Origin of the sequence: Sphingorhabdus arenilitoris (genome assembly GCF_042651485.1) — a bacterium.
Classification (GTDB): domain Bacteria; phylum Pseudomonadota; class Alphaproteobacteria; order Sphingomonadales; family Sphingomonadaceae; genus Sphingorhabdus_B; species Sphingorhabdus_B arenilitoris.
In genome coordinates, this window is the sequence record NZ_JBHSDH010000013.1 from 31,486 (window position 1) to 43,067 (window position 11,582).

7 protein-coding genes are annotated in these 11,582 nt (G+C 53.3%); 5 read left to right on the forward strand and 2 right to left on the reverse strand.

Annotated elements, in window-relative coordinates; translation table 11 throughout:
- Positions 1 to 23 precede the first annotated feature (23 nt).
- Positions 24 to 1,232 carry an N-acetylmuramoyl-L-alanine amidase gene (locus ACFOWX_RS04230; RefSeq protein WP_381424906.1) on the reverse strand — a complete coding sequence of 403 codons (1,209 nt, stop codon included), beginning with the start codon at positions 1,230 to 1,232 and terminating at the stop codon, positions 24 to 26.
- A gap of 532 nt (positions 1,233 to 1,764) precedes the next feature.
- On the opposite strand from ACFOWX_RS04230, the gene ACFOWX_RS04235 reads away from it, so the two are divergent.
- Positions 1,765 to 2,904, forward strand: coding sequence for a CaiB/BaiF CoA transferase family protein (locus ACFOWX_RS04235; RefSeq protein WP_381421644.1), 1,140 nt, complete (start codon positions 1,765 to 1,767; stop codon positions 2,902 to 2,904).
- A gap of 101 nt (positions 2,905 to 3,005) precedes the next feature.
- Here the strand turns inward: ACFOWX_RS04235 and ACFOWX_RS04240 are convergent, their stop codons facing one another.
- Positions 3,006 to 5,528: a TonB-dependent receptor gene (locus tag ACFOWX_RS04240; protein ID WP_381421646.1), complete on the reverse strand. Its 2,523-nt coding sequence runs from the start codon at positions 5,526 to 5,528 to the stop codon at positions 3,006 to 3,008.
- A 220-nt stretch (positions 5,529 to 5,748) separates the two neighbouring features.
- On the opposite strand from ACFOWX_RS04240, the gene ACFOWX_RS04245 reads away from it, so the two are divergent.
- The 4 genes from ACFOWX_RS04245 (at position 5,749) to ACFOWX_RS04260 (ending at position 11,527) form a co-directional block, all read left to right on the forward strand.
- On the forward strand, positions 5,749 to 7,956 hold the full coding sequence (locus tag ACFOWX_RS04245) for a thiamine pyrophosphate-dependent enzyme (RefSeq protein WP_381421648.1): 2,208 nt from the start codon (positions 5,749 to 5,751) through the stop codon (positions 7,954 to 7,956).
- Positions 7,953 to 8,987 carry an ACP S-malonyltransferase gene (locus ACFOWX_RS04250; protein ID WP_381421650.1) on the forward strand — a complete coding sequence of 345 codons (1,035 nt, stop codon included), beginning with the start codon at positions 7,953 to 7,955 and terminating at the stop codon, positions 8,985 to 8,987. Before ACFOWX_RS04245 ends, ACFOWX_RS04250 begins: the two co-directional genes overlap by 4 nt.
- Positions 8,988 to 9,165: 178 nt before the next feature.
- On the forward strand, positions 9,166 to 10,611 hold the full coding sequence (gene zwf / locus ACFOWX_RS04255) for a glucose-6-phosphate dehydrogenase (RefSeq protein WP_381421652.1): 1,446 nt from the start codon (positions 9,166 to 9,168) through the stop codon (positions 10,609 to 10,611).
- Positions 10,604 to 11,527 carry a glucokinase gene (locus ACFOWX_RS04260; RefSeq protein WP_381421654.1) on the forward strand — a complete coding sequence of 308 codons (924 nt, stop codon included), beginning with the start codon at positions 10,604 to 10,606 and terminating at the stop codon, positions 11,525 to 11,527. The genes zwf and ACFOWX_RS04260 overlap by 8 nt, the downstream gene beginning before the upstream one ends.
- Positions 11,528 to 11,582 lie beyond the last annotated feature (55 nt).

Sequence of the window (11,582 nt, forward strand, 5' to 3'; positions counted from 1 at the left end):
GGCATTTTGCCGCTTTTTATCATTTATCGGCGGGCAAGACGGCGGGCAAAATGGACTTGTACCGCGCTGGCAACGCTGCGGCCAATTTTTTGCTGACCAGCCGCGGATGCCAAAAACGCACCGTCGCTTTCATTACTAATATAGCCGGTTTCAAAGAGGATCGACGGTGTATCGGGCGCCTTTAACACGACAAAGGATGCGAATTTGTGGCTGTTGGAGCGCAGCGTTATATTCGGCTTTGCCTCGCGCAATAGCAGCTTTGCAAAGTCAGCCGATACATTCATTGTCTCACGTTGGGTCAAATCGATCAGGATCGAGGAGACATTGCTATCCGCGCCGCCCAAATTGACGCCGTTGATAATATTCGCCTTATTTTCCCGCGCCGCCAGTTTCTGCGCCTCTCGGTCCGATGCGGTTTCAGATAAGGTGTAGACGGTGGCTCCATTTGCTTCTGGGTTTTCTGCGGCGTCGGCATGGATAGATATAAACAGGTTGGCGCCCATTTTCCGCGCAATGCCGAACCGATCCTGCAAAATGATGAAGCGGTCATTATCACGCGTTAAAGCAACCCGGACGCGGCCAGATTTGACCAGTTCCTCGCGGATCGATTTGGCGATGGCGAGCGTAATATCTTTTTCCCGCTTTCCATTATGCGGGCTGATCGCGCCGGGATCATGTCCGCCATGGCCGGCATCGATTACCACCAGAGGAAGGCTGTCATCCGCAGGGCCATGAATTTTGGGGAGGTTTTTAGAATCCCGGCCGCTGCCAATGGGGGCAGTCACCTCATATTGTTTCTTGGGCGGGGATGCCCGAAAATTCAGGGGTGGGATTATATCTGTTCGCCCCCGGCCCAATGTGCTGACAAACTCGCCAAAGGCTGCTTGGCGTAAATTCAGATGCAAGCTGCGTCCATCGTCGGAAAATTGCCCGCCGGTGATTAAAGCCGGGCGGCCAAGATCAAAAACGATCCGCGCGGTATCTGAATCAAATTGTCCTTGCCGCACGGCGGCGACAGGTCCGCCAGCATTGGCCGAACCACCGGTTGTCGCGCCTACTATATCGACCGCAATCCGGTCAGGTCCCGACAAAGTGAAAATCGAGGCTTTGTTGACGACATCGTCAAAATAAATTGTCACCGCATTGTCGGTGGCCGCAATTTGCCGCACGGTCCCGGCGAGGCTGGGAGTTATGGTGAACAGACCGGAAGCTATCAATGCGGTTAGAAGCATGGATGCTTTATGTATATTCAGATGCGGATTGGTCCAGCAATTTTTTAAAGCCACGGTTCAACGTCCTCTTCATGATGAAGAGCAAATTAATCATGAAGCGGTAAAAGCCAGTGTCCAGATAGGGTTAACGGCAAATTAGGTATGAATAACTGCAAACCCGCAAAGAAAGCCCATATGTCAAATTTACAAAAAAATGATCCGGGCCAAGAGGGACTTGACCCGGATCAGCTTGCCAAATGCCATAAACGGTGTTTCGGGGGACCTAGGCTATTTGGCAGGAGGGATGATTCAATAGCTACAGGTGAATTTTGAAAAAAACTATACGGGTATAATTCTGTAAAAAATTCAGGTTGGAAAGTTGCGATTTAGGGACAGCATGTGACGGCTTGAATTGAGGTTCAGGACCTATTTTGCAAATATCTGCGAACAGTGTGACGCCCTATAGTGTTTTCAAACCGCCATCCGTAATTTCCTTGCCTTATCTGCGTTACATCCATAAATTTAATCGAGCGATTAAAAACGGAGGAATGACATGGCGAATGAAGGGCCGCTTTCGGGCTATCGGATTGTGGAATTATCGGGCATCGGCCCTGGCCCCTATGCGGGGCAGCTGCTCGCTGATCTGGGCGCAGAGGTCATAGTGGTTGAGCGGCCCGGCCCTGCAATGCGCGGCATTGACGCGCGGGGTAAAAAATCGATCGTGATGGATTTGAAAAAGCCGGAAGCCATTGCTGCTTTGTTGAAAATCATTGCCGGTGCGGACGCGATGATCGAAGGGCTGCGGCCCGGAGTGACCGAGCGGCTTGGCATTGGCCCTGACGCCTGCCACGCGGTTAATCCAAAGCTCGTTTATGGCCGGATGACCGGTTGGGGGCAATCGGGGCCGTGGAGCCATATGGCGGGGCATGACATCAATTATATCAGCATGACCGGCGCACTGAACGCGATGGGGCGCGCAGGCGAACCGCCCATGCCGCCGTTGAATCTTGTCGGCGATTTTGGTGGCGGGTCGATGTTTCTAGTCACCGGAATAATCGCGGCACTGCTGCGCGCAGAAAAAACCGGGCAGGGCGATGTCGTTGATGCCGCGATTGTCGACGGTGTCAATTCGTTGATGAGCTTTGTCTATGGTATGAAAGGCGCTGGCGCTTGGCAGGTCGCGCGGGAAGCCAATTTGCTCGACGGGGCAGCGCCCTATTATCGCTGCTACGCCTGCGCCGATGGGAAATTTGTCGCGGTGGGTTGTATCGAACCCCAATTTTTTGCGGCGATGATGGAACGGCTGGACGTCGATCTGGCGGAATATGGCGGACAGAATGACCGCAGCAAGTGGCCTGCACAGCATCAGATGCTGGAAACGGTTTTTGCGAGCAAAGATCGTGATGAGTGGGACGCGATATTTGCGGGCACCGACGCCTGTGTCACGCCGGTACTGGATTATGAAGAGGCAGTGGTGCATCCCGCCAATGCAGGTCGCCAAACGCATATCCAGCAGCCCGGTTGGACCCATCCGCAGACAGCGCCGCGCTTGGCGAGCCAACCCTTGGCCACCGCATTTACAAAGCCGGAAAAAGGGGCGGATTATGCCGCTATATTAGCGACTGCTGGGGTCGAGCCTGACCATGTGGCCGCATTAGTGGATGGCGGCGCGGTGATTGCAGCCAAAGGTTGAGCATTACATACTCGCGTTACCTGTCGGTAGATTTAACCGGAACGAAAAAAAAGGGCCGACTTCAAACGAAGCCGGCCCATCTCCTCCCGTGAGATAGTTATTTAGAATTTGCCGCGAACGGTGACACCGAATGTACGTGGTTCGAGGATGAAGGTCGAACGTGATCCGGTACGAAGCGTCGTGTTGAACGTGACGCCGCGTGTTCCAACATTGGTCAAATTCTGTGCCCAAAATTCGATGGCATATTGATCATCAACCCCGCCGATACCAGCGCGAAGGTTGATTTTGACATTGCCGTCCTGAATATCAAATGGCAGCGGCGGCGTGGTGCCGACACCAGCCAATGTGGTTGGCAACACGGTTGGCTGCGTGGATGTGCGAGAGTCGCTTTCCATCTTCACCTGACCATTCAGGAAGAATTTCAGGCTATTGCCAATTTCATTGCTGTAGGTCGCACCGACAATACCCGTGATTTGCGGCGCATTGGTCAGCGGCGCACCGCATAGGTTGGCGACGTTGATTTCCGTCGATGTCCCTGCACAATCATTCGGATATTCTGCATCAACATAAGTAAGCGCTGCGTTTACGGTTAGATTATCGTCTGGACGGATAACAGTTTCCAATTCAAAACCTTTTGACCGGGCCTTAGGCACGTTAAATGTTTGGAATCGCGTCCCTGTAAATTCGAGGACTTGGAAGTCGGTAAAATCTTCCAAGAAAAATGCCAAGTTTGCCGTAACCGCATTGTCGAGCAGCTTCGCTTTCAAACCCAGCTCATACGCATCGACCAGTTCCGAACGGAAACGAGGATCCGCACCGCCAATGGCCGCTGTACTATCAAGGTTAAAGCCGCCGGATTTATAGCCGTGGGTGAAGCTGGCATACGCATTGACCGAACCAAAATCATAGATCAGCTTTCCGGTATAGATCAGCTCATTATCTTTAAACTTACCAGAAAAGCTGCGCGGTAGCGGCAAGACAGCGCCGGCGGGCGTGTCGGCTGGCGCAAGGAACGGGAGGCAGCCCAGAACCAATGCAGTCCCGCCCAAAGCCCTGACGCGGGGATCGGCGCTGGTCAAATTGAGCGCCCCTGTGTTACCCAAAATACCAAGACAGGTTGCGTTGCTATTTGCCAATGACGCATATGAACCGTCTTTGGATTCATCCGAATAGCGCAGACCGACGGTGAATTTCAGATCATCGGTAATGCTGAATGTGTTGTTCGTGAACAATGACCAGCTTTTACTATCCTGCGTATAGCCATTGGTTGCCCGCGTTGTGGCCGGGTTTGCACCGCCCGAAAGCGTTTGCAATGCGGTGGGGCCAAAAGAGGGGATGCCCAGCTGAGCGGCTAGTCCGAACAATGACGCATTCGCGAAGGCGGCATATTGCGTACCCAAGCTAAAGCTGACTTCTTGGCGAATATCTTCCGTCGAATAATAGCCGCCAACCAGATATTCGAGCTTTCCGCCTAGCGCCTCACCCTGTAACCGAAGTTCGTGGGTCATTGTGTTAATGCGAGTGTTGTTCAAATCGACATTAAACAAATCCAGCGCAGTAAAATCCGTGTCATAGGTTTCACGAGCCTTAAACTCTCGGTAGGAGCCGATATAGATCAGGTCCGCATTTTCGCCGATTGGAATGTTGACTTCCCCAGTCACACCATAGTTTTTGACATTGCCAATGGGTTGGAAATTGGCAGACGAAATTCGGTCGTCAACTGCTTGCAAGCCCCGGTTATCTTGGAATTGTCCTCCAGTCGCACCAAGCCCGAAAGCATTGAGCAAACCGCTTGTCTCACTCGCAGCTGGCAGCAATTCGATCGCGGTGCAGCAGCTTGCTTTGCTTTGCGAATAATCGGCGATGATGCGGCCATCAATACCGCCAAAGTCAAAGCCGAGTTGACCACGGATCAAATATTGGTCCGCATCATTCGATTCTCCAACCTTTGCTCCGCCCACGCCGCGGATGTCAACGAAACCGTCGCGTTTGCGATAGGAACCAGTTACGCGGAGAGCCAAACTTTCTTTCACCACAGGCACGTTCACCGCGCCTTGCACGTTAATGAGGTTGAAATTGCCATAAGACGCATTGGCAAATCCGCCAAATTCGTCGAGGTCAGGGCGGACATTGGTAACGGTCAGCGCGCCTGCCGATGTGTTGCGGCCAAAAAGTGTGCCTTGCGGACCACGCAGAACTTCAACCCGTTCAACATCAACAAATTCGCTTAGCGCGACGCCGGGCCGGGATTGATATGCGCCATCAATGAAAATACCGACCGCGCTTTCAAAGCCAATATTGTTGGATGTGGTGCCCACACCGCGAATACGCAGCACAATGGAACCCGATGAGATTTGCGCGTTTGATGCCGAAAAGCTGGTTGAAACCTGCGAAAGTTGCTGCACGTTTACGACGCCTTGACGTTCCAATTGAACTGGACTGACGGCGGTCACGGCCAACGGAATGTCTTGAACATCCTCGGCACGGCGGGTCGCGGTCACGATGATTACATCATCGCTTCGGGCGCCTTGTTCATCACTCTGTGCTTCTTGCGCATAGCTGGTGGCTGGTATGAGCATCGAGCTGCATAGAGCTGCTGTGAGTAAACGGTTAAATTTTCGCATTTTGGTTTTCCTCCTCAAAAAAATGCTGCGCAACATTTTGACCTGTAGGTTCTGTATGTCACACTGCCCATAACGGCAAAAGCCTGTGCTTTTCCTAGGGGTATTTCTCTCTCCTCACCATCAATAGCAGAGAAAAAACGGAAATCCAGCGATTTAACCACGCGATTGAAAATCGAAAATCACTGTGGCTTTTTTGCCGCGCTGCTATACATCCGTCGCAATGTTCGACCGCGCAACAATTATTGACCAAGGCTTTGCTGAAAAGCTTCTGTCGGGGCGGCTTCCCGGCGCCCGTAGCGGTGCGCTTACGCTGCAAAATGTTGCGCAGCATTTGTGGGTGGATATGTTCGATACACAGATCATGTCCCGCCATTTGGACCTTTGGGCTCGCCGATCAAAGGGTAAGACATTTTATTCAATAGGCAGTTCCGGGCATGAAGGCACCGCAGCGTTGGCGGTTGCATCACGCAATGACGACATGGCATTTTTGCATTACCGCGATGCCGCATTTCTTATTCAGCGCAAAAAGCAGGCAGGTGGTTTGACCCCGCTATATGATATGGCATTGTCATTTGCGGCGTCGGCGGATGACCCGATATCGGGGGGGCGGCATAAGGTCCTGGGTTGTGCTCATAATTTTGTCCCACCACAAACCAGCACAATTGCCTCGCACCTGCCCAAAGCGGTTGGAGCCGCGCACAGCATCGGTATGGCCCAGCGGCTCAAAAATACCGAAGCTGAATTGCGCGGTGATGGCATTATCATATGTTCTTTTGGCGACGCGTCGGCCAATCATTCCACCGCGCAGGGTGCGTTCAACGCGGCGAGCTGGGCGGCTTATCAAAATTTGCCGATGCCGATCATTTTTCTATGCGAGGATAATGGCATAGGCATTTCGGTAAAAACGCCAGGCGGTTGGATCGAAGCGAATTTCAGCCAGCGCCCCGCGATACACTATATACAATGCGACGGTGTCGATATGGCGGACGCTCTGCGCGGAGCGGAAGCAGCAGTGGAGTATGCGCGCACGCGCAGGCGGCCGGTGTTTCTGCATATGCGCACGGTGCGATTAATGGGCCATGCGGGCGCCGATGTCGAGGCAAGCTACGCCGATCTGGCGAGCATCGAAGCTGCCGAGGCGCAGGATCCGTTGCTGCACAGTGCGCGTCTGCTCATTGAACAATGCAGTTTTTCAGCAGCAGAGATCGTCGCGCGATATGAGGCGATGCGCGCCCGGGTAGACAGAGTAGCAGCCGAGGCGCTTTGCAAGAAGCGTCTGGAATCTGCGGCGCAGGTCATGGCGTCGATCGAACCTCCGGCATCGGCCAAAAGCTCACCGCCGCCGGCTGACGAGCAGGCAAGGTCGGTTCTATTTGCCAAAGATGCGCGCAATTTAGCTAAGCCAGTGACACTCGCAAAGGCGATGAATTTTGCCCTCGCCGACCTGATGCTGCGCTATCCGAATAGCGCAGTGTTTGGAGAGGATGTGGCGCGCAAAGGCGGCGTTTATGGCGTCACTCAGGGTTTGCAGGCAAAATTCGGCGCGGCGCGGGTTTTTGATACTTTGCTGGATGAACAAACGATTTTGGGGCTGGCAATTGGCATGGCGCATAATGGCTTTCTTCCTATCGCGGAAATCCAATTTCTCGCCTACCTGCATAATGCAGAGGATCAGATAAGAGGTGAGGCGGCAACGCTCGCCTTTTTCTCAAACCAGCAATATCGCAACCCGATGATTGTCCGTATCGCGGGGCTTCCGTATCAAAAGGGTTTTGGCGGTCATTTCCATAATGACAACAGCCTTGCGGTGCTAACCGATATTCCCGGGATTATTTTGGCCTGTCCCTCCAATGCAGCAGATGCGCCCGCAATGCTGCGCGAATGTGCACGGTTGGCCCATGAAGATGGCCGCGTGATTATATTTGTTGAGCCAATCGCGCTTTACCATATGGCCGATTTGCATGAAGCGGGCGATGGCGGCTGGACGGCGGATTATATTCCGCCCGAAAAAGCGCAACCAATCCCTTTTGGCGAAGCCGCTATTCATGGTGATGGCACGGATTTGTGCATTATTACTTATGGCAATGGCTATTATCTCTCGCGTCAGGCCGAGGCGGTTTTAGCGCGGCAATATGGCATGAATGTCCGCATCGTTGACCTGCGCTGGCTCCACCCGCTCAATGCCGACGCGATAGTGAAAGCAGCCGAGCCTTGCGGACGGATATTGCTAGTCGATGAGGCACGCCGGTCGGGAAGCCTGAGCGAAAAATTGATGACCATCTTTGCCGAAGCAGGCCGGGGAAGTGATGTTAGCCGGATAACCGCCGATGACTGTTTTATTCCGCTTGGTCCTGCGGCTGAGCTGTTATTGCCCAGCAAAGCATCGATAGTCGGCGCCGCGCTGGCCGCCACCGGAAAAACGGCATGAAGAAAACCGCTCTTGTGATCTGCCCCGGCCGGGGAAGCTATAATGCGACTGACCTGGGCTATTTGCGCAAATATCATGGCGGAGGCGGTGATATTGTGGCCCGTTGCGATGCGCTGCGGCGGCAAATGGATCAAGTAACCATTTCCGACCTCGACAGCGCAGACAAATTCTCGCCTTCGCTCCATATGACCGGGGATAATGCGTCGCTGCTGATTTATGCCTGTGCGATGGCTGACTTTGCTGCGATTGACCGCGATGCCTATGACATTGTTGCGGTGACGGGCAATAGCATGGGCTGGTACCTCTCGCTTGCGTGTGCCGGTATGCTGAGCTTTAAAGCCGGGGCGAGGCTGGTCAATAATATGGGCACCTTGATGCATCATCACGGCGCGGGCGGGCAGGTGATCTGGTCCATGGCAGACGAAGACTGGCGCATCGATCCCGCCAAGCAGGATTTGGCGAGCCAGCTGCTCGCGGCGGCGAAAGATAAAGGGCTGCTGTTATGTGTTTCCATCCGGCTTGGCGCGATGATCGTTTTTGCAGGAGAGGAGGCTGCGCTCCGCTGGCTTATCGAGCAGCTTCCCACTGATGGCCGTTTTCCAATGCGCCTGGGTCATCATGCGGCTTTTCACAGCCCATTGCTGAACGCCATTATTCCGATGGCGCAGGCGACCAATCCACAGGACGATTTTGGCATCGGTACATTACCGGCGGTTGATGGCGAAGGACGGATATGGACGCCGGCAGCATTCGCCGTAGAGGCCCTTTACGCCTATACCTTAGGCCGGCAAATCAACCAAACTTATGATTTCACTCGTGCGGTGCAAGTTGCCGTCCGGGAGTATATGCCGGAAAAAATCATCATCACTGGCCCCGGTACGACAATGGGCGCGCCCACGATGCAGGCGCTGATCGCAATAGGTTGGCGGGGGTTATCGAGCAAAAAAATATTCTTGGCCGCGCAGCAGGAGGACCCGGTTATTTTGTCGATGGCCATGGAGGATCAACGGCATATCGCGACTGGTCATTAAGGGGTGACTTTTGCAAATGATCTGATACAAATATGGCATCGTTGTCATGGGGTGACATGTTTACTTTGCACCGAAATAGCTATTTTGCCTTCGAAAATCGGAGCGTATCGTTATATAGGGCGCGAAATTGGCACTATGACTTAAAAAGATAGAGAGATTATCAGTAATGAGCGAACAGATGAGCGACCGTAGCTCCACTATGTTGTTGTTTGGAGCGACCGGCGATTTGGCCCGGCGGATGTTGCTGCCGTCTTTATATGCGCTCCATTCAGATTCGTTAATTGCCCCTGATTTGCGGATATTCGGCACTGCGCGCAGCGGATTGTCGGACGATGAATATCGCGAATTTGCCCGCACAGCATTGGAAGAATTTTTGCCTGAAGATCGCAAGGCGGAAAATATGATCGATAGTTTTTTGGACCGGTTGCAATATCAAGCTCTCGATGCGTCAACGCTGGACGGTTTTGATGATCTGGCCAAGAAAATTGGCGACATTTCAGGCGGGCTATCGATATTCCTGTCGACCGCACCCTTTTTGTTCGAACCGACGATCAAAGGTTTGCAGCATGCCGGGCTCGCCGGAGACAATGTACGGATTGGCCTTGAAAAGCCATTGGGCAATGATCTTGCTTCTTCGGCGCAGATTAATGATGCGGTCAATGCGGTGTTTCCGGAAGAACGGACATTCCGCATCGACCATTATCTTGGCAAGGAAACGGTTCAAAATCTAATGGCGCTCCGTTTTGGAAATATGCTGTTTGAACCGCTGTGGAACGCCAATGCCATCGACCATGTGCAGATTACAGTCAGTGAGACTGTTGGGCTTGAGGGGCGGGCTGGCTTTTACGATGATACCGGCGCGTTGCGTGATATGGTGCAAAATCATATGCTGCAATTGCTGTCGATCATTGCAATGGAACCGCCTGCCAATTTTGATGCAACGGCGATCCGCGATGAAAAGGTGAAGGTATTGCGGTCCCTGCGTCCCGTAGCGGAGGGCGATAGTGTGCGCGGTCAATATGGCGACGGTGCTGTAAATGGCGAAGCGGTGCGCAGCTATGCCGCCGACTTGGAGGGTCAATCGGACACGGAAACTTTTGTCGCGTTAAAGGCATATGTCGATAATTGGCGGTGGCAGGGGGTTCCTTTTTATCTGCGCACGGGCAAACGGCTCGCGCAGCGGCGCAGCGAGATTGTGATTCAGTTCAAATCCGTACCGCATAATATTTTCGGTGGGCGCGGAGGTAAGCTGGAGCCGAATGTTTTGATTATCCGCCTGCAACCCGAAGAATATGTCCGGTTGATGGTTATGGCGAAAGAGCCCGGGCTGGACCGGGGTGATGTAAAACTGCGCGAAGTACCGCTCGACCTATCTTTGACGACGGCATTTGCCGGAAAGCGGCGGCGGATTGCTTACGAACGGTTGCTGCTGGATTTGATTGAGGGCGATCAAACCTTATTTGTCCGCCGCGACGAAGTGGAGGCTCAATGGACTTGGGTCGATGGCATTCGGGCCAATTGGGCGAAAAACAATATTGAAGCAAAACCGTATGCTGCCGGTGGTTGGGGCCCCAGCGCATCGGTCGCGCTAACCGAGAGGGAAGGGGTGAGTTGGCATGAGTGATTTGCACGAGGGCGATTGGTTGTTGGTCGATATTGACGGAGAAATCGTCACTTTCGGATTGGCCAAACCTGCCGCCCAGCCTGCTATTCACAGCCAAAAAACCTATAATAGTAACGATTTTCCAACGGCTACCGATTGTTTCAGCCGTTATGCCAGCGACATTGGTATCAGGCTGGCTGGCCGGCCCTGCGGTATGAGCATTTCCGGCGCGGTCAATGGCGATACATTACGTATTCAAAGATGCCGCTGGATCATCTCTATCACCGGTATCGCTTATTTGACGGGCAGCCGTCCGATGGTGATGAACGACAGCGTCGCCAAAGCTTGGCTCAATCTGGGGAGCAGCGCAGGCATGTTCCCGAAAATCGGCGGGATGAGTGCGGTGGACTTTTCCAAGCCCGGTAAATGGACAACGATAAACTATCATCGCGGCCTTGGCGCTTCGCTCCTCACTCGCGCAGAGGGGCAGCCTCTATTATCGTCGGAAAGCGAATGTGGTCACATCGGTTTTTCGCCGCAAGATGATATGGAATTGGAAATATCGCAGGCACTGGCCAAAAAAGATCCGCGCGTCACCTATGAACGTATTTTGTTCATAGACCGCGACGATGCATTATGGTCCCAGCTATCACGGCCACTGGACGGTCATGCAAAGGATCGCATCCGGGCCGGCATTTTAGGTTCTTTTGCAGGCGATATGACATTGGCTTTCGCTGGATGGTCGGGGCTATATTTGCATGGAGACCAAACTCAAATTCTATCCAATGCGGAACTGGCCAGCATTTTCAACCGCCGATTTGAGAGCAAGGCTGGATTTTCCAGCGTCGTACGGCCTGTGCCGCGTTTCCTAGCGAACCGGGAAGCAAGCAATCTTCCGGGAGTGGCGCAGATGATGGCTGCGCATCATAGCAGTTGATTATGCGCCTTACCCTTCTATTACCACACAGCATCTCACCCAATAGTTGAAAGCG

Excerpts from the sequence above, each read along its gene's own strand:
- ACFOWX_RS04235 (WP_381421644.1), top strand. The coding sequence starts at position 1,765 with ATGGCGAATGAAGGGCCGCTTTCGGGCTATCGGATTGTGGAATTATCG.
- ACFOWX_RS04230 (WP_381424906.1), bottom strand. The coding sequence starts at position 1,232 with ATGCTTCTAACCGCATTGATAGCTTCCGGTCTGTTCACCATAACTCCC.
- ACFOWX_RS04240 (WP_381421646.1), bottom strand. The coding sequence starts at position 5,528 with ATGCGAAAATTTAACCGTTTACTCACAGCAGCTCTATGCAGCTCGATG.
- ACFOWX_RS04250 (WP_381421650.1), top strand. The coding sequence starts at position 7,953 with ATGAAGAAAACCGCTCTTGTGATCTGCCCCGGCCGGGGAAGCTATAAT.
- zwf (WP_381421652.1), top strand. The coding sequence starts at position 9,166 with ATGAGCGACCGTAGCTCCACTATGTTGTTGTTTGGAGCGACCGGCGAT.
- ACFOWX_RS04260 (WP_381421654.1), top strand. The coding sequence starts at position 10,604 with ATGAGTGATTTGCACGAGGGCGATTGGTTGTTGGTCGATATTGACGGA.
- ACFOWX_RS04245 (WP_381421648.1), top strand. The coding sequence starts at position 5,749 with ATGTTCGACCGCGCAACAATTATTGACCAAGGCTTTGCTGAAAAGCTT.